Genomic DNA, 21,851 nt, shown 5'->3' with positions numbered 1-21,851 from the left:
TAGTCAGAAAAATGGAGGATTTATGAGAATTGACTAACCCAATCATTGCATTTAAAAATGTATCAAAGGTATTCGAAGACAGCAACACGGTTGTCTTAAAAGATATTAATTTTGAACTTGAAGAAGGTAAATTTTACACCTTATTAGGGGCCTCAGGAAGTGGTAAATCAACTATCTTAAATATTATTGCAGGTTTGCTAGAGGCGAGTACAGGCGATATTTACTTAGATGGGAAACGCATCAATGATGTTCCCACTAATAAACGGGATGTTCATACCGTTTTCCAAAACTATGCTTTGTTTCCACATATGACGGTTTTTGAAAACGTTGCTTTTCCATTAAAGTTGAAAAAAATGGATAAGAAAGAAATTCAAAAACGTGTTCAAGAAACTCTAAAAATGGTTCGTTTAGAAGGGTTTGAAAAGCGAGCTATTCAAAAATTATCAGGAGGACAACGCCAGCGTGTTGCGATAGCGCGTGCTATCATCAATCAACCTAAAGTAGTCTTACTAGATGAACCCTTATCAGCATTGGATTTGAAATTGCGTACAGAGATGCAATATGAATTGCGCGAACTGCAACAACGTTTAGGAATTACCTTTGTTTTTGTCACACATGATCAAGAAGAAGCGTTGGCAATGAGTGATTGGATTTTCGTCATGAATGAAGGTGAAATTGTTCAATCAGGAACACCAGTAGATATCTACGATGAACCTATCAATCATTTTGTAGCAACTTTTATAGGTGAATCAAATATCTTATCTGGCAAGATGATTGAGGATTATTTGGTTGAATTTAACGGTAAGCGCTTTGAGGCTGTTGATGGCGGTATGCGCCCTAATGAATCAGTCCAAGTAGTTATTCGTCCAGAAGATCTTCAAATTACCCTACCCGATGAAGGAAAACTTCAAGTTAAAGTGGACACACAACTTTTTCGAGGTGTCCACTATGAAATTATTGCTTATGATGATTTAGGTAATGAATGGATGATTCATTCAACTCGTAAAGCTATTGAGGGTGAAGTTATTGGGTTAGATTTCACTCCAGAAGATATACATATTATGCGTCTTAATGAAACAGAAGAAGAATTTGATGCGCGCATTGAAGAATATGTAGACACTGACGATCATGAAGATGGTTTAATCAATGCTATCGAGGAGGAGAGAAATGAAGAAAACCTCTAGTCTATTTTCAATTCCTTATATGGCTTGGTTATTCTTATTTGTATTAGCACCTGTTGCTTTGATTGCTTGGAACTCGTTCTTTGATATTAATGGGCACTTTACTTTAGCTAATTACCAGACGTTTTTTAGCTCAGGAACCTATCTTAAAATGAGCTTTAACTCGGTCCTATATGCAGGCATCGTTAGTTTCATAACGCTTTTGATTAGCTATCCAGCTGCTTATTTGCTTACAAAATTAAAACACAAGCAATTATGGCTAATGCTAATTATTTTGCCAACATGGATTAATCTTTTGTTAAAAGCCTATGCTTTTATGGGGATATTTGGTCAACAAGGGGGAATTAACGCCTTCTTAACCTTTATAGGTATCGGCCCAAAACAGATTCTATTTACAGATTTTTCATTTCTTTTTGTAGCAGCTTACATTGAATTACCGTTTATGTTATTACCCATTTTTAATGCCTTGGATGATATTGATCAAAATCTCATTTATGCAAGTGATGACTTGGGTGCAAATGCATGGCAAACTTTTCAGAAGGTTATATTTCCTCTATCTCTGAATGGTGTAAGAGCAGGTGTACAATCTGTCTTTATTCCTAGTTTAAGTCTCTTTATGCTTACGCGTCTTATTGGTGGTAATCGAGTTATTACTTTAGGGACAGCCATAGAACAACATTTTTTAATCACACAAAATAAAGGTATGGGCTCAACCATAGGGGTTATTTTAATTTTAGTGATGGTTGCTATTATGTGGTTAACAAAGGAGAGGAAAGCATGAAAAAATTCGCAAATATCTATTTAGCATTTGTTTTTATTATCCTTTATATTCCTATTATTTATTTGATTTTTTATTCTTTCAATAAAGGTGGGGATATGAATTCTTTTACTGGATTCACCTTTAGTCACTATGGAGAACTGTTTCAGGATAGCCGCTTAATGCTAATTTTAGTGCAAACATTCTTTTTGGCTTTTCTTAGCGCCTTATTAGCTACAATTATTGGTACCTTTGGAGCTATTTGGATTTATCAGGTAAGACGTAGACATCAAACCTCTATTTTATCGCTTAATAATATCCTTTTAGTAGCACCAGATGTTATGATTGGTGCAAGTTTTCTCTTAGTATTTACTGTTATTGGTTTACAGTTAGGTTTCACTTCTGTATTATTGAGCCATGTTGCATTCTCTATTCCTATTGTTGTTTTAATGGTCTTACCTCGTTTAAAAGAAATGAATGATGATATGATTAATGCTTCCTATGATTTAGGAGCTTCAACTTGGCAAATGCTTAAAGAAGTTATGTTACCCTATTTGTCGTCGGGTATTATTTCAGGTTTCTTTATGGCTTTCACTTACTCGCTAGATGATTTTGCGGTTACTTTCTTTGTTACAGGTAATGGCTTTTCAACGCTTTCAGTAGAAATCTATTCACGCGCACGTCGCGGTATATCATTGGAAATTAATGCCTTGTCAACTATTGTCTTTTTATTTAGTATTTTATTGGTAATTGGTTATTACTATATTTCGAAAGAGAAGGGAGAAAAGAATGCGTAGAGTTTATTCCTTTTTAGGCGGTATTATTCTTGTTATCCTGATCCTCTTTGGTTTAACCACTTACTTAGAAAAGAAGAGTAGTTCAACACCTAACTCAGATAAGTTAGTTATTTATAACTGGGGAGACTATATTGATCCAGCCTTATTAAAAAAATTTACAAAAGAAACTGGAATTGAAGTACAATACGAAACGTTTGACTCTAATGAGGCTATGCACACCAAAATTAAGCAGGGTGGGACGACATATGATATTGCTGTACCTAGTGATTATATGATTGACAAAATGATAAAAGAAAACCTTCTGGTTAAACTTGATCATTCAAAGATAGCTAATTGGGATGCTATTGGAGCTAGGTTTAAAAATTTGAGTTTCGATCCTAAAAATAAATATTCGATTCCTTATTTTTGGGGAACTGTTGGGATTGTTTATAATGATCAATTAGTTAAAACTCCTCCTAAACATTGGGATGATTTATGGCGTCCAGAGTTTCGAAATAAAATCATGCTAGTTGATAGTGCACGTGAGGTTATTGGAGTTGGTTTAAATTCCTTGGGATATGGATTGAATACAAAGAACATATCAGAATTAAAAGCCGCTTCTAAAAAGTTAGATGCTCTAACACCAAACGTTAAGGCTATTGTTGCTGATGAGATGAAAGGCTATATGATTCAGGGAGATGCAGCGATTGGTGTTACATTCTCTGGAGAAGCACGAGAAATGCTTGATGGGAACAAGCATTTGCATTACGTTGTTCCTAGTGAAGGATCGAACCTTTGGTTTGATAATATTGTAATCCCCAAAACAGTAAAGCATCGCAAAGAAGCTTATGCCTTTATTAATTTCATGATGGAACCTAAAAATGCGGCACAAAATGCAGAATATATTGGTTATGCGACCCCTAATCTCAAAGCAAAAGCGCTGTTACCAGCAGATATCAAAAATGATAAAGCATTTTATCCTCCTGATAAAACAATTGATCATTTAGAAGTTTATAATAACTTGGGTCAAAAATGGCTTGGTATTTATAATGATTTGTACTTACAATTTAAAATGTATCGTAAGTAATCTATTAACTAAAAGTACTTCTCTGATGAGAGGTATTTTTAGTTACCAAGAGTTCCTAGAAAGTTTGTGATATTTTTGTTAAAATAATTGTAAGAAAAGGAGGAAAATATGGAAAATCATAAAAATGAATTTCAGTTTTCACTTGAATCAATTCTGGGATTTGTTTGGAGAGGAATAGTAGTAGGCTTAATAGCAGGATTTGTTGTCAGCATATTTCGATTAGCGATTGAAAAAATTTTTTTAGTTGTTATGGAACTTTATAAAAGTGCCCATTATCAACCAATTATTTTATTGAGCATTACGGTTACTAGTATTATCGCTGCAGTGATAATAGGTTTTTTTATCAAATCTGATCCTGATATTAAAGGTTCAGGTATCCCGCATGTTGAAGGTGAACTTAAAGGAATGCTATCGCCAGACTGGTTTAGTATTGTATGGAAGAAATTCATTGCGGGTATTTTAGCTATTTCTTCGGGACTTATGCTTGGTCGCGAAGGTCCCAGTATTCAGTTAGGAGCTATGACAGGTAAGGGAATTGCACAGTATCTCAATGCTAGTCGAATGGAAAAACGTGTTTTAATTGCTAGTGGTGCAGCAGCAGGTCTTTCAGCAGCCTTCAATGCTCCTATTGCAGGCCTTTTATTTGTAGTTGAAGAAATTTACCATCATTTTTCTCGCTTAGTTTGGATAACAGCTTTGGTAGCAAGTTTAGTGGCAAACTTTGTCTCACTTAATATCTTTGGTTTAACCCCAGTTTTAGCTTTACCATCAGAATTACCATCTTTAAATCTCAACTTTTATTGGATTTTTTTACTCATGGGTCTCTTTTTGGGTATCTTAGGCTTTATCTATGAGTGGGTAATTTTGAGATTTCATGTGATCTATGATTATTTAGGTAAACTATTTCATCTACCATCTCACCTATATGGTATATTAGCGGTAATTTTTATTCTTCCTATTGGTTACTATTTCCCACAATTATTGGGGGGTGGAAATGGCTTAATTGTATCACTGCCTAGGAGTAATCTTAGTCTGATGATGTTAGGATTATTTTTCCTCATTCGTTTTTTATGGAGTATGTTGAGTTACAGTAGTGGCTTGCCAGGAGGAATTTTTTTACCAATTCTAGCTTTAGGATCTTTAGCAGGTGCTTTTTTTGCAGTAGGTATGCAGTACTTTGGTATAATATCTCATCAGCAGATATCTTTATTTGTTGTTCTAGGAATGGCGGGCTATTTTGGTGCAATCTCAAAAGCACCACTAACAGCTATGATTTTGGTTACAGAAATGGTTGGCGATTTAAAACAATTAATGGCTATTGGAATTGTAACAATGGTATCTTATATTGTCATGGATTTATTAAAGGGAGAACCTATTTATGAAGCGATGTTGGCTAAAATGACCTTCAATCCAAAAGATAAAGTAATGACACCTACATTGATTGAATTAACTGTTTCAGATAAAATATCAGGAAAGTATGTCCGAGATTTAGAATTACCAGAAAATGTGCTAATAACGACTCAAATTCATCATAAGACATCGGCTGTAGTATCAGGAAATACTATCTTGAATGCTGGCGACACCATTTTTTTAGTTGTGAATGAATCGGAAATTAAAGAAGTACGTGAGCAGCTGATGTAAACTAATTAACGCTTAAATAATAAAAAATAGAAACTAGTCATGGATTTAACTAGTTTCTATTTTTTTGTATTTATATTTCTATAGACAAGCGTACTACCGTCTTTTTTGTTGGTAAATTGTTTGCGGTACTGGCGAGGAGTTGTATGATAATAGCGTTTAAATTGGCGATTAAAATTTGATAGATTATTAAAACCAACGCTGTTGGCAATATCAATAATGGCCGTAGTGGAGTTAATAAGATGCTCACTAGCTTTATTAAGACGAACTTGTATGATAAATTCTGTACAGGATGTTCCAGTATGCTGTTTAAATACGGTCATAAAATGTGTCTTACTATACCCCATATAATCAGCTAAAAATTCAATGGTAAGATTTTGCTGGTAATTATTATTAATATAATCAATCAGATCACGAATTCTCTCGTTTTTTCTGTAGGTATCATCAGTATGTTTTTTAATGACATATTGATGATAATAGAGTAAATACAAGAGTTCGTTTAATTTAGCTTTTAGGAGTAGCTCAAAATGTCGATTTTCTTCTTTTGAAATATTAAAAATATCAAACAAACAATTTTTGATATCATTATATCCTGTCATACTAGGTTTGATACATTGAATAAACTTAAAAGAGCTAGTCTGCAACGGTTGTAAATAACGAAGGCTAACTTGGTCTACAATAGAATATCCTATTAAATCTAAGTGAAATTTAATGCTATCTGTGATATGCTCTTTATTTTCAATCGGATGAATAGAATGCATACCATTTGGACGGATCAAGATAATATCACCAGATTGGCTATTAAAAAAATCATAATCGATGTGATAACGTGCGGTCCCCTCGTGGACATATGAAATTTCAAGTTCCGGATGCCAGTGAAATAAAATGTCAGGGTAACCATTTCTAACCTCAGTATGCATGTGTTCATAGGGTAATAAATGCCGGTTATCTTCTAAATTATGTGATAGTAAATTATCAAGTGAGTTCATCGTTTTTCTTTCTAAAATCGTAGGATAGTATTATTATAACAGAAAACTATCAAAAAATGGGTTTCGTAGGATAGTATTATTTTTTGAAAGGATAGTGTAAGTTTTGTATAGGAACATGACATATAATATAAGTCATAGAGAAAACGCTTTAAAATTTTTGCTTAGAGTGTTTCTAATAACTTCAAAATCCTTACAGGGTCGTTTAATCTCCTTATCTCATGTAAGGATTTTTTGTTGTATTAATATGACCAAATTTATTAATATACTCAATTATTTATTTTTTCAAAACAGAATAACTATGTGAAAAAAAAATAATGTTAGGTCTCTCAAAAACACGTATAGCAATTTCGAATCTCAAATATTTTATTATGACTATTGTAATAGTTACGAATCTATTATTCAACTCAACAATAAGAAAACTCTTCAGTAAATCATTATGTTAAACAAGCTCTGATAGTATGGAGATAAGTATAGGTAAAAGTCGATTTAATCTCTGAAACAAAATTTAACTTAATTAATAGAACCGTTGACGTATCAGGTATCAAATCTTTTTGGTTTATATGTGATATAATGAAAGAACATATTGAGATATTTGGCACCCTCTTGAAAGGCAAAGGTTACTTGTATGATTAAACTAATAGCAACAGAAATAAGAAGAAGTTAATTGATACAATTTAACGTAATAAAATCCTTGAAATCAGCAAATTTCAAGGATTTTTTGGTGATCTTATGGATAGCATTGAGGAAATAAAACTTTTTAGAGGAGTTGAGTTTGGCTCTCAGCATTGTAATCGTTAAATAGTGTCAAATCGTTAAATAATGTGATATTACCAAATACGCATCATGTGGAGGTAGTCGGACTGCTGGTGAGAGAGGGATAAAGCCCACCGTTTCAGGGTTTAGAAAAGCCTTGATTTCAAGCCTTTTTTGAATTTTTTGGTGAAGTATCAATCAAACAATCTGAAGTGAGGTAGTTGGATTGATAGCGGTAAAGTATAAAATTTATTCCCACATACGCAGAGGGGGTGCAAAATGTTCTGACAGGTAGGGTGTCTGTGGGAATAGTTTTGCCCCCACTTTTTTGATTTTCTGATATCACCAAGATGGTCGATAGAAGTGTGAGTTCTATATGTTGATACTACATATTTTAAAGTTAGTATTTTTAAATCAGTAAAATAATATCCTTATTTTAACATTTAGAGAAAAGTAGTATAATAATAGAAAAGAAGAGAGTTCGTGGTTGTTAATAGATATAATCTTGTTTACAATCAGAATATTTCTGAGAATAGTCACTGCCTTTTAAAAGCTTCATTCGTAAAAGGTATAGAAATATAATATTTTTTGAAGAGGTAAAGGAGAAAATAAGATCTGTTTAATTTAGGGTACTGATAAATCAGAATGGAGGTGATTTTTTTGCGAACATACGAAAATAAAGAAGAGCTGAAAAAAGAAATAAGTAAAGCATTTGAGAAATATATTTCAGAATTTAATAATATTCCGGAAACCTTAAAAGATAAAAGAGTTGATGAAGTTGATAGAACTCCAGCTGAGAATCTTGCTTATCAGGTTGGATGGACAACTTTGATTCTTAAATGGGAAGAGGATGAAAGAAATGGACTTCAAGTTAATACGCCATCAGATAACTTTAAATGGAATCAACTAGGCGACTTGTATCAATGGTTCACAGATACTTACGCTCAATTATCTCTACAAGAGCTAAAAGCCAAACTAAATAAAAACATTAATTCTATTTATGCCATGATTGATGCACTAAGTCAGGAAGAATTATTTAAACCACATATGAGAGAATGGGCTGATCAGGCGACTAAAACAGCGACTTGGGAAGTATATAAGTTTATTCATGTTAATACAGTTGCACCTTTTGGAACTTTCAGAACAAAAATCAGAAAATGGAAGAAGGTAGTATTATAATTGTAGCTTGTAAAATAAAAATTTCATAAAATTGTTTACTAGAGGCGATAAAGAAAAACTATCGTCTTTTTTTATAAATCCTACTTACTTCATTGAACTATCCTTTATTTAATACTATATAGTGCTATCATGTTACTTCATTCAATATTTTAAAAATAATATGTTTTTGACTACATAATATTGAAATAATATTTTTTATTTTACTTTTCTTAAGCTAAGCGCTATATTATTACCATAAATAGTTGGAGGTATTACAATGGTAAATCAAGTTAATAATTTAACTGAATTCATCGAAGCAATAAAAATTGAAAACAATGATATTTATGTCGCTTCATCTATCCTTATTCCTTATTCTGTGACACTTTCAGCGGGAGTAAGTATTCATGGTTCTAGAGATAAAGGAACCATGTTAAGTTTTCCAAATAGTGATGGGATTGCTTTAACAAAAAATAATAAGCTTTCAGACTTAATTATTCAAAGCATCTCTAACCAAAGAGCGATTTACATTTCATCAAGTGACGAAGATTTATCTACAATGACTTTAGAGAAGCTCACAGTAACTGGTCAGGTTCAACTATTAACACGCGCACCAAATAAAACTATGGAACTGATTATTGATGACTTAGACATCCCATTTAGCGACTCCAGAAATCGTTCCGAAAAGCCACTAAAATATGGAGTCGTCGTCCAACAAGGGGCTTTAACTATCTTTAATTATAATCAAGACAGTGCATCAACCATATCAGCCGATATTAAAAACGTTTCAATTGGTCGTAAGAATGCCCCTGTATTAGGATCAGGTGTTTTTATTGCAGGTTTTAATGAAACAGGTGGTTCTGTAGAAGTTAAGGAATTAGTAACTAAAGATATTTATTCAAATGGTATGATTCCTTTTGGTCAGCCTAATATGATTACAGGAGGAATATTCATTTTAACCGGCGCTCATGCTCAATCAATTCACTCTCAAGGAACAGTTACCACCTACGGTGTAAACGATATGGTCTTAGATGTATGGGGTGAAGTGGATAGCTGGATTACAGAAAAACCTATTGAAAGCTTTGGAACTTCTGGCATTGGATTTGTCAATTTTGGGACAGTGCATCGTTTTCAAGCCAATGATGCAGTTGTGACTTACGGCTCAGGAGCACGGGGGTTTAATCAATATGATGGTACAATAGATTTTGCCTCATTTAAGTCAATTACTACTTACGGAGATGGTTCAATTGGAATGCAGTTTTCAAAACCAGTGGGAGAGATTATTATTGAAGATTCTATTACTACATCTGGTGATGTTGGAGATTCCTTAGTAAAAGGTGAAATTCAATCCCTTAAGGCAATTGCTTTATCCCTACAACCTGGCGGTGAGATAGAAAATCTTAGTGTTGGTAAAAACATTGCAACTAAAGGTAAACATGTCCACACCATTGAAATTAAGCAAGATGCTTTTCTTCATGATTTTTCAATAGGCGGAGAGATCAAACAAGAGGGAAATGACAATCCAAAGGTTATCATAGAAGAAACACTTTCTGCAGATATAAAAGCTTTACTAGATAAATAACTAGTTCTTAAAAAATATTCCCCCAACTAAATAATGACTTGCATCTCAAAAGTTAGACAGAAAATCTAACTTTTGGGATTGGACCTGGTTAAATAATGTGGACACAAAATTAAGTGGAAACGAGGAAAATAATCAAGTCAAGAAAACATTTGATAAGGCGTTTAAATTAGCTGTTGTTAAAGTTTTCTTGAGGCGGAGTAGTCTGTAAAAATCGTTGGAGAAGCTTTAGGAATTCATCCAAATGGTTTCGTTGGTTTCAAGAATATGAAATAGATGAAGAAAGAGCGTTCCCAAGACATGGGAGCGCTCTTTGTCATGGTCATGCTCAATTTGAGAAAAAACTTGGAAAATAAGATATTACAAGAGGAATAGAGTCTGAAAGAAATAGTCTTTAATTAGCTTAACTTTTTGTCTATTATTGCTTGATATGTCCAAAGTTCTTTCACTAATTATTGTCCAACTTTTTGGAATCAGTAGAATAATTAGTAAAGTAGCATTTTGTTGATTATTTTTTTAACCCAAACATCATACTAGAAAGGTTTAAATCTATGAATTGTTAGTAGCATACTACTTTAATTTGTCAAGGCTATATGTAATCATTGACACACAAGGAGCTGTGAATACTGTTGCAAGAAGTGTCCCTTCGCGTATTCCCAAAAAGGGTCTCGATAATAGAAACGAAAGGATTAAAGCCGTGAACACCATGGATAAATCTGACCACAGTTTGACTTTTGCGAAAGGTAAGTGAAAATGCTTTGCTATTGTTTGAGGTAATCCTTCTCCAGGCATTAAAATAAAATCTGCTTTAACTTCAATAACTACACCCAGCGCTAAAATAACTATACTAATCAATAGTAAGCTAATCTTTAAAAAATAATTGTCAAATGGAGGAAGTATTTTCAAAAGGTTAACATAACAATTGATAAAATATCCAAATATAGCGCCAGGGAACATTTGAATACAAATATTGAAAAGCTTAACTTTATTTATTTGATGACCAACAATTATTATTTGTAGAATAATCAAAAAAAGCATAAACAACAGCATGTATAACCCTATCGATTGTTTCCATACTTCTGATAGAACATTGGGAATAGAGGCAATAGGAGAAGTTCCCAATTGTGAGACTTTGGATAAGGCAACAGCTAAAGCCATAATATTGATACCAATCATAAATCGTAAAAATTTCAACTTAATCATCCTTTCCCATATGAGAAACATTCATTTATCAAATCTAATGACGATTGAGAGGTAATTGAAAGCAAACAACAACTTAATTATATACCTTTAATAAGTTTACGTAAACCATAATACAGAAATTAGTTTAAACCAACTATGTAGCATATCGAATTAGTTGAAATGAATATTTTATAACATTAGGTATATCATTGAATGGGATAATAGTAAGTTTCCATTTATTTTGCCATTGTCAATTGTAGTGGGTGATACCATTGGCAGTAGTTATAGAGTTTTTTTATATAGAAAAAGATCCAGAGAGGAGCCTGTCATCAGTGGCTCTCCTCTGGATCTTTTTGAGTCTGTCCTTTACTGGTCTGCTGACTCGCCAAATTATTTTGCTGCGCATACTTTAATGGACTGATCCCAACCACTCTTTTGAAGGTACGTGAAAAATTAGCTGATGTTGAGAATTGGAGTAATTCCGCAATGTGAGCCAATGTTTTTCCTTCCTCTAATAACTGTTTAGCCACTTCAATTTTTAAATGAAGAAAATATTGTAGAATGGTCATGTGCTTTTCTTGTTTAAATAACTTTCGTAATTTAGATTCACTCATGTGAAACTGTCTGGCTATTTCCGCAGTCTTAATAGCTCGATTGAGGTTATTTTCAAGATATTGAATAACCCCAATAACTGTTTGAGAATATTGTGATACTAGTTTTTGTTTAATCCCCGACACTTGTTGAGTGTAAAATAGAATAGCTGTATCGCGTAACTTCAAAACAGCGTGTAATGATTGAGCTTGTTCTGTTTCTGTAACAAAGCGATCTCGCGATTGATAGGCTGTCTCAATATCAAGGCCAGAGTGAACAGCTCCTTGAGCTAAACGATCATAAATCATAATAGAGTAATTCTTTTCGGACCGTAATTCATCGCCACTTAACGTAGCAGAAACGGCATTGCTTAATTGACTTACAGTTTCTCTTAAAAGCTCTTCCTTCCCAGATTTAACAGCTTGTAAAATCCTAGTTTCATACTGGTATTGATAAGTATAGGTATTACTATTTTCGACAGACAACTGTTTGATTTTATTTAAATCAAAAGCATTGCTCCACCCTTTTGTATAGTGATGTAAAGGGGCTGACAACAAATCTTCAATTTTCCCAGTTAAACAATAGTTAACTAAAATAAGTAGCTCTCTAATTTGACTGAGGGGGAAGAAAGGAAGTTGAACCAACTTCTCAAAGAAATAATTTTGTTCATCGTTCTCAATATGAGCTTCGTTCATTTTCCTTTTAAAGAGTAAAGGATCAATGGCATTACTCCTCCAAGGACCAATAATGACGTAGTGATTGTCTGTGCGAAGAGCAAGGAACAATTCTCCCATAAACCCATAGTGAAATAAGAAATTCTCTTTGGTTTTACTAAACTCATTTAAGATAAGATGATGGTCATAATAAAGAGAAACGGTTTTATCTGATTTATACTCTGTTAGAACTGTAAAGGATCTGTCACAAACGGTAATAGATAATTTTAAAGTGCTATGTAATGATTTTAACAGTAAAGAGTTTATGATGAGCACCTCCTCTTTTTGATTTATAGTAATAATTCTAAAAAAGATTCTAAGAAAGTCAATAGATATCACCTCTAAAAGTTAAAAATACCAAAAATGATCAAAAAAATTAAATACGCTTTATTAGAAAAAAAAAAAAAACACATGAGAAAATATAAATAAATAGAGATATTCTAATCAAACTCCTAAACAGGTAGACTTAATTTTGTATAAAAATATACAAAATAAAAAAGGAGACTACGTATGTTTAGTAAGGCAAGAGGGACACAATACGATGCTTCACAGACGAAACAACGCTTTTCGATTAAGAAGTTTAAGTTTGGTGCTGCTTCTGTATTAGTCGGGTTATTATTTTTAGGAATGAATAGTCATTCTGTTTTGGCGGATGAGTCAAGTGCTATGAGTGCAGAGGTAACACAAGCGGCTGAAGTAACCTCAGTGGACAATACAATTAATTCAGATACTGTAGTTTCAGCAGGTCATACAGAAAATATAAATCCTGATGATGTGGTTAAAATTTCGGAATCTGGTATCAGTGAAGACTCTAATATCTCATCAGAAGATACAGATAAAGTTAATGATTTGGGAGAAACTGTAAGTGAAAAAGATATTACTGTACCTCCTGTAAATACAATGCGTTCTATAGATGATGCTGATGAAAGTTTGGAGAAAGCTAGTGTTGATAATAATAGGGGAAGCGAAGTATCTGGTGAACATCAAAATAAGGAAGAACAGGATACGGTATATACCCTTCAGGATACTCCAAACAAGCAGGAGTACTCAGATAAATATCAGTTACCTTCAAGAGATAGTGTAGATAAACCAAAAGTAAGGTCACGTCGTTCATTAAATTTATCTGATAGAGAATCTAGTAGTCAAGAGTTTCCATTGGGATCTGCTGAGTATGTGGATAAAGCTCATCTAATTGTCACTAAAAATAATATGGTTGACCACTTTGAAGTTAGAGGAACAGCACATGGTGATGACCAAAATCCTGTTGTACTAACTGAAGATGTTTCAGGTCAAGCTGGAAGTTTACTTTTGAATAAAAGAATTGATATGAATGAATCTTTTAGACTAGAAGGTAGATTAAGTTTAGGTGATAAATATGAAGGATACAACGTTGGTGGAAGAAGCGGTGGAGATGGAGTTTCTTTTGCTTTTACTTCAACTGCACCAGGGACAATTGGACTATCAGGAGCGAGTATTGGATTAGGTGGCCTTCCAAATTCTTTTGGGTTTAAGTTCGACACATGGCATAATACCTCAAACCCTAATGTAAATCAGAAAGCAGGAGCGGATCCTAAGTTTAGTGGATATCAAAATGGGGCTTTTGGTGCCTTTTATGGCACAGATGCTAGTGGAAAAGCAATTACATTGTTGCAAGATGCTCGAAGATTAGAGTCACAACCGCATAATAACGAATTTAAAAATGTGATTGTTGATTATAATGGACAATCAAAGGCTATGACAGTGACATATGATGGACAAATATTCACAAAAAATATTCAAACCTATTTAGATAAAAGTAGACTAACTACTAACCAGGCTAAGGGAAGAGAAGAGTTGGGCTTTGCGATTTTTGCTTCTACTGGGTCAGGAACAAATTTACAACAATTTGATTTAACTAGGTTTGAGTATTCTTCAGGTGGTAGCTATATAAAATTATTGTATGTTGATGATTCAACTGGAAATGTTATTAAAGAAAAGCTATACTCAGGTCTGACTTATCAATCTCTAGATTTGTCGGATAAATTGATGTTACCTAATTATACATTTAAGAGGACTAATGCTCCTACTGCAGTAGGATATCAGGACAGTAACACAATTAATTTCAATTCAGGTATTCAAACTATTACCTATACTTATAAAAAGGTTGAGAAAGAAGAATTACAACGACTTTTAGATAATGATTCTAATTTGAAGTTAACTGATATATATGTTAATGCAGATAAAACAAAACAAACGGCTTACGATGATTCTATCAAAAAAGGTCAAGTAGTAGTAAACGATAGTTTTACAAGCCAAGATAAAGTAGATGATGCAGTTAAGATTATAACTGATAGTATAGTTGCTCTAAGAGTTTCCGCAGCTGAAGCAGCCGTGAAAGCAGCCGAAGATGCCGCCCAAGCAGGCAAAGATAAGAAAGCTGAAGTTGAAGCAGATGGTGTTGTTAATCCAGATGAGAAATCAGCCGTAGATGGCTTGAACGATGTCACAACTGAGAAGAAAGGTACAGCAACTCCGTTAGTCGATAGCTTACCAGAAGGCCCAGTCAAAGAAGCGTTGAAAGCACGTCTTGATCAAGTAACGACATCAGAAGTAACCGTCAACGATGCGGATAGCAACGGCAAACCAGATTCCCAAGATGCCGCAGAAGCCGCAGCTGAAGCAGCCGTGAAAGCAGCCGAAGATGCCGCCCAAGCAGGCAAAGATAAGAAAGCTGAAGTTGAAGCAGATGGTGTTGTTAATCCAGATGAGAAATCAGCCGTAGATGGCTTGAACGATGTCACAACTGAGAAGAAAGGTACAGCAACTCCGTTAGTCGATAGCTTACCAGAAGGCCCAGTCAAAGAAGCGTTGAAAGCACGTCTTGATCAAGTAACGACATCAGAAGTAACCGTCAACGATGCGGATAGCAACGGCAAACCAGATTCCCAAGATGCCGCAGAAGCCGCAGCTGAAGCAGCCGTGAAAGCAGCCGAAGATGCCGCCCAAGCAGGCAAAGATAAGAAAGCTGAAGTTGAAGCAGATGGTGTTGTTAATCCAGATGAGAAATCAGCCGTAGATGGCTTGAACGATGTCACAACTGAGAAGAAAGGTACAGCAACTCCGTTAGTCGATAGCTTACCAGAAGGCCCAGTCAAAGAAGCGTTGAAAGCACGTCTTGATCAAGTAACGACATCAGAAGTAACCGTCAACGATGCGGATAGCAACGGCAAACCAGATTCCCAAGATGCCGCAGAAGCCGCAGCTGAAGCAGCCGTGAAAGCAGCCGAAGATGCCGCCCAAGCAGGCAAAGATAAGAAAGCTGAAGTTGAAGCAGATGGTGTTGTTAATCCAGATGAGAAATCAGCCGTAGATGGCTTGAACGATGTCACAACTGAGAAGAAAGGTACAGCAACTCCGTTAGTCGATAGCTTACCAGAAGGCCCAGTCAAAGAAGCGTTGAAAGCACGTCTTGATCAAGTAACGACATCAGAAGTAACCGTCAACGATGCGGATAGCAACGGCAAACCAGATTCCCAAGATGCCGCAGAAGCCGCAGCTGAAGCAGCCGTGAAAGCAGCCGAAGATGCCGCCCAAGCAGGCAAAGATAAGAAAGCTGAAGTTGAAGCAGATGGTGTTGTTGAACTTCCTTCTACTGGCGAGATCAATACTCATCTATCGTTGTTTGGAATAATTGTTTTGTTAATAAGCACTCTTATGTATGGTTCTAAGAAAAAAGAGGATTAAATCTTTTGACCTATGACCTGAAATGTCATTAAACTTTTCTCCGTTTTACGGTGTGAATGATCTATGTTTAATTATCTCTCTCCAACCTAAATAGAGTATTCAATATGTTCAAGCATCATGCTTGGAAAGTCTATCTAGATGTATAATCTAGATAGACTTTTGATTTTGTAAGAGCATTTCGTTTTTGGAGTTCTTGAATTTGTTTAGCAGTCATAACGTAAGCGCCCAATAACAAGGTATATTAAAATCTTCCAAAGTTCACTGACTCTGGAAGATTTTGTTATCTACAATTTTGTTGTACCTTCTCTGCCCATGGCAAATAAGCCTCTAGAACTTCCTTTTTGGCGAATATCTCCTCATTCGGAAGATTCTCTAGTAGGTAACCTATATATTTTTCGCTATCCAAGTGATGTCGTTTAGCTGTTGCCAATAGAGACATAATGATAGCACTTGATTTAGCACCCTCAAAGCTTTGTGAAAAGAGCCAATTTTTACGTCTCATAACCAAAGACTTGATCGCACGTTCCGCCATATTATTGGATAAGACGAGACTACCATCTTTAAGTACAGTTCTAAACGTTTCTTCATACTTAAGGCTATAGTCAATGGCACGTCCCAACTTAGAGCCTGGAAGAACAGCCTGCCTGCGACACCAGTCAAAGAACTCTGCCATCAAAGGTTCTAACTCATCTTGGCGTTTCATCAGGCGATCTTGTAAAGATAAATCAGCCCATGACTCCTCTAAGGCAAACATCTTATCACAATAGCACAGCCCTTTGAACACCAGAGAACTCTTATCTGCCTTGGCAGTCTCCAATTGACGATAAGCCCCATGCATATCGCAATGAACATAACCAGCGTAATCACCTAGAAATTCTTGGGCAACTAGCCCACTACGACGCTTATCGTGATGATAAAGAGTGATTACTTCTTTCTCATCCTTACCAGATAAGAAGGTCCAATAGTAAGTTAGCTGGCTATCGCTTTCTAAAACGCGATAGCTGGTTTCATCCGCATGAAGGACGGGCTGTTCTAGTAATTTCTGGTGTAAAAGCTCATAAAGTGGTTCAAAATAATACTGACTTGCCTTAATATGCCAGTTAGCGATTTCTTTGCGTGTTATAGGCAAACCAAGTTTAGTCCAATCTTCTTCCTGACGATAATTCGGTACTTTAAGATGAAACTTCTGATGAATCGTATGAGCAATGATTGAAGCAGACCCTAGACTATGTGCTAGTGGTGCTTTAGGTACGGGAGCTTTGATAATTTTATCACTGAGAGTCTTCTCACTACAAGCCAGACATTTGTAGGCATGCTGGATATGGTCAACTCTCTTCAGCTGTGCTGGAATAAAGACCAGTTCTTGACGCTGAACGGTTGCACCAATTTCTTTGAGAGCCCCATGACAATCTGGACAAGCACATTCTGTTAGGTGATAATGTCTTTCTTCGGCTTTAAATTGGTTCAGAATGGTTTGACGTTTTCCTTTAGCCTTCTTACGCTGATAGGTAATGGTTTCAAGTTCACCTGGGTAAGTCCGCTTTTTCTTCAGTTAATTGTTCTTCTTCAAAAAGACTGAGTTGCCCATTAATTTGAATCGTTTTCTCAGATGATTTGCCATAAATTTTTTGTGTCAGATAAACGACTTGTTCACGAAGGAGAGCAATCTCATTAGACTGCTGTTTAATGATTTTAAGTAATTCTTCCATAAATGATCTCCTCCTAATGTTTTCTATATTATACCTAAAGAAAAGCCATGATTTCAATAGAAATCACGACTTTTTGTACAGTTTATGTTAGGAGTGATGAAAAATCCTTTCATTAGCCAGTTTAATTGTTCAGAAGTCAGAGCCTTAACGTCATACTCATTGTTTGGCCAAGTGAGTTTTCCTTTTTCAAAACGCTTGTAGAGGAGCCAGAATCCTTGACCATCCCAATAAAGAGCTTTAAAGCGATCCTTCCGCCCCCCACAAAAGAGGAATACCTGACCTGAGAAGGGATCTAGGTCAAATTGACTTTTAACAAGATAAGCGAGCGAATCAATGCCCTGTCTCATATCTGTTTTTCCACAAACCAGATAGACCTGGCCTAAATCACTTAAGTTAATGGTCATAGGACAATACCTTATCCAAGATAGCGATAGCTTGTTCAGATGAGATAGGGGAGTAAAAAGAGAGATCAAGCTCTCTCACTTTACAACGAAAGATAAGAGCATTCTTCGCTTTTTCTCAAATTTTCGAGAAATGGGTAGTTGTTCCAAAGGAACAATAGGTTGTTTGGTCATTCAGATATCCCCCAGTATTCTTATTTTCTACAGTATAGCAGAATTACTGGAAGAGAGGATAGGTACCTTGTTATTGGGCGCTTACAATTAATCATCATTATCTATAATTTCTACTATATCTTCAATCTTACAATCAAGTGTAATACAAATTTTCAATAAAATATCAGTAGTGATATTTTCCCCTTTTCCTAATTTTGCGATCGTGGAAGAACTAATCCCAGCTTCTTGTCTAAGCTTTGTTTTTGTCCAATCTTTATCAATGAGAAGTTTCCATAATTTATTGTAGCTAAACTTCATCTGAGTTTTCTCCTTTATTCCATGAAATACCGTAGAGTTCATTTCCGTTACTAGAGAGTCGCAATACAGTATTTTCTAATAAGAGTTGATTAGCTTCTGGAGAGTATGAGCTTGCTTTATCGAAAGCTAAAAACACCTGCTTATTTAGTGATTTTGATTGGTCATATAGCTTCAACAGAGCTTCGGTTGCTTGGTAGCTAATATTACTCAAGAGTAATGAGTCGTGTGCCAGTGCTGGCAGGTTAGTGAGATAGAGCATGGTTAGGTCAAATAAAATCATCCCTTTGAACTTAGTTCCTGTACCATCATCATCTGGGGTGTAGAAGGAGTAGCTGTTATGAGCTTTGAGATTGATTTGAGGGGCTTTGCGAATATCTGGATACAGAATATTATTGAACTCTCGCATTTTAGCATTGATTTTTCCTTCTAACTCTATTAGTATATCTTCGGTGCTACGCTTCAAGTCAGAGTCTGCTTCTGACTTTTCTTTTGATAAAGCAGACTCTTTCAGATAGGCTTCGTTTTGCTCTTTGAGTGCATTGATCGTTGCTGTTAGTTTAGAGTAGTTTTCTAAGAACTCAGTTGAAAGATTTGGGATGCTTCCTAGTTCTTGAAGTTCTTGGTTTAGAGTTACTAATTGACTCTCTAATTCGTCAATCTCACCTACTAGGGATTCACGTTCGGTTGAGAATTCGGAATCTAAAATAGTTGCCAATTTTTTGTGGTAGGTCTCAACTTCATATAATTTCTTGAGATTAGTATCAGGGAAGTATTGCTGAAGCTCTGTTAAGTCAGATTCAGTAGGATATAAACCAAATTCGATACTGATATCTAATAGCTTAAGACGTCTTTGTTTATCACGGAGAATACTTTCTAGCTCCAACTTAGTATTTCTAAGCTGGAGTTTTTGCTGATGTTTCTCAATGTCATCCGAACAAATGTTGTCTTGATAAGTATCTTGAAGGTGTGATAAGCCATATTCCAATCTTTTAATTTCTGAGACGTTGAGCTCGAATTGCTTTTTACCACCAACTAAGTTGGAGATAAATTCATATTTTCGAGCATTGCGAAACGTTGTTAACTGGTCACTCTTATCCTTAAGTCTTTCTTTGTATCGTGCAATGTTATCATACAAATTAAATAGTTGGATAAGGGTTGTAATGGATTCGGAAGATTTTTGGCTTGCATAAACTTGTAACGGGAAATCGGTATTTTGATTATTTTTCCCTGCAATTCTAAAGAAACCACTCATAGCTAATCGGAATGATAAATCGGAGGATTCCAAATGATATCGTTTCTTAAGTTTGTTAAGAAACGTTCCAAGGTCCATTATTTCACCAGTTGGAGAGTAGTTCTTGTCACACACTATAATGATATCAGGATTGGCTGTATCTCTTGAAAAATAAAACTTTTTCTCAAATTGAAAGCAGAAGTAGATAGGATGATCACCTAATTTCTTAACCGCAATTGATTTTAGATAGCTATTACCTCCGAATATGAAGTCAATTGCTAATAAAGAAGAGGATTTGCCGATAGAATTATTAGCTAAGTCCATACCCATGATAACGTTTAATCCAGGGTGAAATTGAATCGGTTCCCGAGTTTGTCCATCCTTTTTAAAGACTGGCGACCACATTTCTATAAGCATAATGTTACCTCTCCTTCATTGGTCATTTCAATGGCGTTTAATGTATATAAGCAATCCATGATGGATAAGAAATCTGTCGGATCCTCCAACTCTTCTGAGATAGTATGAAAGATATCTTTCACATTTGAGTTCCCCATTTTAATTTCATGTAGCACTCTAGGTAAATAGGCTAGGGTGCTTTTTTGATAGGAATAAAGTTTATTTGGTAATTGCATTATTCAAGTACCTCGCATTTTTGGATAAAGTAAGAGACAATCATCTGGCAGAAGTAGATGTCCTGTAGTGTAGCTTTATGGAGTTTTTCCGAAATAGTATTGAAAATCTCAAGATTACCATGCTTGGCAGCCTTTAACTTTTTGTACATCGATCGCATTTGATATTGGATATCCTCGTAATCGATTCTTCCTTGTTTATCTAAATTTATAATGATTTTTTGAATGGTTAAGTAGTTATCAATAACTTGGTTCTTAACCAATTGATAAAGCGTACGATTGTTCTCAGGTGATATCTTATCAGTCAATTGCTTCGGGTCATAGGAGATATCATATTCATCAAATTTTAGTTTATTGAGACTAGTCAAAACTGAGACAATTCCACTATCTAACTTCATATCAGAAATCGATTGTTGGCTGTTATGTGCAGAGACTAGAATCTTTTTAACATTTTTTAGAGCTGTTACAATTTTTTTGCGACTTTCTGCTTGATAGGTTAAAAAACAATCTGGGCAGAGGGCTATCAGATTCAGTGGTTCAGCGTCCTTATCTTTTTCAATGGTTGAAACCTCATAGTTTTCCGATGCTAAACCACCTCTTGTTAAAATGAGTGGTCTATCACAGCCTGGGAATGCACAACAGTTATTTGCTTCCGTCAGTAAGAATTGTCCATATTGTTTTTTGAGTTGATTCGACTGGTTAATAAATGTAGCTTTTTGAGCTGTGGTTGATATTCCCATCCCAGCTTTCTCTCTAATGAAGTCAACGAAAATTTCTGGAATTCTTTGCGAGGCATTTTCAGCAGTAATATCAGGATAATAAGTATTAAATTCATTAGCTAGTAACTGAATAGTTTCATCTGGCCTACTTTCAATAGACTCCGTCATATTAGCTGAATTGACCCGGTAGAGCAATTGATTTGCCATCTTCTTGGTGAAGCCTCTTTTGGGCTTTGTATAAGAGATAAGCGTACTATCTGCTTTGTCAGATGTAATACCAGAAGCACTAATGATATCTTCGGCGTCATCATCAGTAATCATTTCAATGAGTTCTCGAAAAAACTCTGGGATAGTCGCGCCATCTCCAAGATATTTTTTCAGTATTCTAAAATAAGTGGGAAAATCCAAGTGATTATCTCCTTTTCATTTTTGTACCAAGCTGTACCGTATTGTACTAATCTGTCCCCGAATTCAAAATCTCATTTAATACAATAGAGTCGAACAAAGTAATCGTTAATGATTAAGTTTATTATATCATGACAGGATTGCGATGTTCAAAAATATATT

Annotated in this window: 18 protein-coding genes and 1 pseudogene; 9 read left to right on the top strand and 10 right to left on the bottom strand. The window is 35.0% G+C overall.

Translation table 11 applies throughout. From position 1 onward, the window contains the following. The first annotated feature begins 29 nt into the window (after positions 1-29). The 5 genes from A6J68_RS07315 to A6J68_RS07295 all read left to right on the top strand — a co-directional run bounded on the left by A6J68_RS07315 (position 30) and on the right by A6J68_RS07295 (position 5,442). Positions 30-1,184 (top strand): ABC transporter ATP-binding protein, encoded by a 1,155-nt coding sequence (locus tag A6J68_RS07315; protein ID WP_000184098.1) that lies wholly within the window; start codon positions 30-32, stop codon positions 1,182-1,184. After that, entirely contained in the window at positions 1,168-1,962 is a 795-nt protein-coding gene (locus A6J68_RS07310; protein ID WP_000753810.1) for an ABC transporter permease, read from the top strand. The genes A6J68_RS07315 and A6J68_RS07310 overlap by 17 nt, the downstream gene beginning before the upstream one ends. Beyond that, positions 1,959-2,735: an ABC transporter permease gene (locus tag A6J68_RS07305; protein ID WP_000712704.1), complete on the top strand. Its 777-nt coding sequence runs from the start codon at positions 1,959-1,961 to the stop codon at positions 2,733-2,735. The genes A6J68_RS07310 and A6J68_RS07305 overlap by 4 nt, the downstream gene beginning before the upstream one ends. After that, the gene (locus A6J68_RS07300) at positions 2,728-3,801 is read left to right on the top strand and encodes an ABC transporter substrate-binding protein (protein WP_001255365.1); all 1,074 of its coding nucleotides are present in this window, start codon (positions 2,728-2,730) and stop codon (positions 3,799-3,801) included. The genes A6J68_RS07305 and A6J68_RS07300 overlap by 8 nt, the downstream gene beginning before the upstream one ends. Positions 3,802-3,909: 108 nt before the next feature. Then, entirely contained in the window at positions 3,910-5,442 is a 1,533-nt protein-coding gene (locus A6J68_RS07295; protein WP_000427427.1) for a ClC family H(+)/Cl(-) exchange transporter, read from the top strand. 56 nt (positions 5,443-5,498) lie between these two features. Here A6J68_RS07295 and A6J68_RS07290 read toward each other — a convergent pair whose 3' ends face one another. After that, positions 5,499-6,428, bottom strand: coding sequence for a helix-turn-helix transcriptional regulator (locus tag A6J68_RS07290; RefSeq protein ID WP_001086430.1), 930 nt, complete (start codon positions 6,426-6,428; stop codon positions 5,499-5,501). Between the two features lie 261 nt (positions 6,429-6,689). Here A6J68_RS07290 and A6J68_RS11760 point away from each other — a divergent pair. From A6J68_RS11760 to A6J68_RS07275, 3 genes and pseudogenes are all read left to right on the top strand, one after another. Further along, positions 6,690-6,871: pseudogene (locus A6J68_RS11760) on the top strand (hypothetical protein); the annotation flags it as partial. 970 nt (positions 6,872-7,841) lie between these two features. After that, positions 7,842-8,360 (top strand): ClbS/DfsB family four-helix bundle protein, encoded by a 519-nt coding sequence (locus A6J68_RS07280; protein ID WP_003047214.1) that lies wholly within the window; start codon positions 7,842-7,844, stop codon positions 8,358-8,360. 256 nt (positions 8,361-8,616) lie between these two features. After that, positions 8,617-9,918, top strand: a complete 1,302-nt coding sequence (locus tag A6J68_RS07275; protein WP_003047216.1) for a hypothetical protein — start codon at positions 8,617-8,619, stop codon at positions 9,916-9,918. 567 nt (positions 9,919-10,485) lie between these two features. Here A6J68_RS07275 and A6J68_RS07265 read toward each other — a convergent pair. Beyond that, positions 10,486-11,109: a YczE/YyaS/YitT family protein gene (locus tag A6J68_RS07265; protein WP_001872998.1), complete on the bottom strand. Its 624-nt coding sequence runs from the start codon at positions 11,107-11,109 to the stop codon at positions 10,486-10,488. A gap of 317 nt (positions 11,110-11,426) precedes the next feature. Further along, positions 11,427-12,671 carry a YSIRK-targeted surface antigen transcriptional regulator gene (locus tag A6J68_RS07260; RefSeq protein ID WP_025195529.1) on the bottom strand — a complete coding sequence of 415 codons (1,245 nt, stop codon included), beginning with the start codon at positions 12,669-12,671 and terminating at the stop codon, positions 11,427-11,429. A gap of 240 nt (positions 12,672-12,911) precedes the next feature. Between A6J68_RS07260 and A6J68_RS07255 the strand changes: the two genes are divergently transcribed. After that, a complete protein-coding gene (locus tag A6J68_RS07255; protein ID WP_225791477.1) occupies positions 12,912-16,124 on the top strand; it encodes a GA-like domain-containing protein in 3,213 nt (1,070 codons plus the stop codon). Positions 16,125-16,404: 280 nt separating this feature from the next. Here A6J68_RS07255 and tnpC read toward each other — a convergent pair whose 3' ends face one another. The 7 genes from tnpC to A6J68_RS07210 all read right to left on the bottom strand — a co-directional run bounded on the left by tnpC (position 16,405) and on the right by A6J68_RS07210 (position 21,692). After that, on the bottom strand, positions 16,405-17,676 hold the full coding sequence (tnpC, locus tag A6J68_RS07245; protein WP_071659975.1) for an IS66 family transposase: 1,272 nt from the start codon (positions 17,674-17,676) through the stop codon (positions 16,405-16,407). Then, complete coding sequence (locus tag A6J68_RS07240) at positions 17,648-17,833, bottom strand: transposase (protein ID WP_000391861.1); 186 nt, start codon at positions 17,831-17,833, stop codon at positions 17,648-17,650. Before A6J68_RS07240 ends, tnpC begins: the two co-directional genes overlap by 29 nt. 53 nt (positions 17,834-17,886) lie before the next feature. Continuing rightward, positions 17,887-18,237 (bottom strand): IS66 family insertion sequence element accessory protein TnpB, encoded by a 351-nt coding sequence (gene tnpB / locus A6J68_RS07235; RefSeq protein WP_000154547.1) that lies wholly within the window; start codon positions 18,235-18,237, stop codon positions 17,887-17,889. 258 nt (positions 18,238-18,495) lie between these two features. Continuing rightward, positions 18,496-18,705 (bottom strand): helix-turn-helix domain-containing protein, encoded by a 210-nt coding sequence (locus tag A6J68_RS07225; RefSeq protein WP_000673009.1) that lies wholly within the window; start codon positions 18,703-18,705, stop codon positions 18,496-18,498. Beyond that, positions 18,695-20,353: a DUF2326 domain-containing protein gene (locus tag A6J68_RS11515; RefSeq protein WP_000904398.1), complete on the bottom strand. Its 1,659-nt coding sequence runs from the start codon at positions 20,351-20,353 to the stop codon at positions 18,695-18,697. Before A6J68_RS11515 ends, A6J68_RS07225 begins: the two co-directional genes overlap by 11 nt. After that, positions 20,344-20,568, bottom strand: a complete 225-nt coding sequence (locus A6J68_RS07215) for an ABC-three component system middle component 7 (protein WP_001176802.1) — start codon at positions 20,566-20,568, stop codon at positions 20,344-20,346. Before A6J68_RS07215 ends, A6J68_RS11515 begins: the two co-directional genes overlap by 10 nt. Continuing rightward, on the bottom strand, positions 20,568-21,692 hold the full coding sequence (locus tag A6J68_RS07210) for an ABC-three component system protein (protein ID WP_003047226.1): 1,125 nt from the start codon (positions 21,690-21,692) through the stop codon (positions 20,568-20,570). Before A6J68_RS07210 ends, A6J68_RS07215 begins: the two co-directional genes overlap by 1 nt. Between the last annotated feature and the right edge of the window lie 159 nt (positions 21,693-21,851).

The organism is Streptococcus sp. 'group B', from assembly GCF_002073795.1.
Lineage (GTDB): Bacteria > Bacillota > Bacilli > Lactobacillales > Streptococcaceae > Streptococcus > Streptococcus agalactiae.
This window is presented reverse-complemented; position numbering and strand designations above follow the sequence as displayed.

Bases quoted from the DNA above. Each gene is read 5' to 3' on its own strand.
- A6J68_RS07310 (WP_000753810.1), top strand. From the start codon at position 1,168: ATGAAGAAAACCTCTAGTCTATTTTCAATTCCTTATATGGCTTGGTTA.
- A6J68_RS07225 (WP_000673009.1), bottom strand. From the start codon at position 18,705: ATGAAGTTTAGCTACAATAAATTATGGAAACTTCTCATTGATAAAGAT.
- A6J68_RS07305 (WP_000712704.1), top strand. From the start codon at position 1,959: ATGAAAAAATTCGCAAATATCTATTTAGCATTTGTTTTTATTATCCTT.
- A6J68_RS07275 (WP_003047216.1), top strand. From the start codon at position 8,617: ATGGTAAATCAAGTTAATAATTTAACTGAATTCATCGAAGCAATAAAA.
- A6J68_RS07215 (WP_001176802.1), bottom strand. From the start codon at position 20,568: ATGCAATTACCAAATAAACTTTATTCCTATCAAAAAAGCACCCTAGCC.
- A6J68_RS11515 (WP_000904398.1), bottom strand. From the start codon at position 20,353: ATGCTTATAGAAATGTGGTCGCCAGTCTTTAAAAAGGATGGACAAACT.
- tnpB (WP_000154547.1), bottom strand. From the start codon at position 18,237: ATGACCATTAACTTAAGTGATTTAGGCCAGGTCTATCTGGTTTGTGGA.
- A6J68_RS07295 (WP_000427427.1), top strand. From the start codon at position 3,910: ATGGAAAATCATAAAAATGAATTTCAGTTTTCACTTGAATCAATTCTG.
- A6J68_RS07240 (WP_000391861.1), bottom strand. From the start codon at position 17,833: ATGGAAGAATTACTTAAAATCATTAAACAGCAGTCTAATGAGATTGCT.
- A6J68_RS07255 (WP_225791477.1), top strand. From the start codon at position 12,912: ATGTTTAGTAAGGCAAGAGGGACACAATACGATGCTTCACAGACGAAA.
- A6J68_RS07290 (WP_001086430.1), bottom strand. From the start codon at position 6,428: ATGAACTCACTTGATAATTTACTATCACATAATTTAGAAGATAACCGG.
- A6J68_RS07300 (WP_001255365.1), top strand. From the start codon at position 2,728: ATGCGTAGAGTTTATTCCTTTTTAGGCGGTATTATTCTTGTTATCCTG.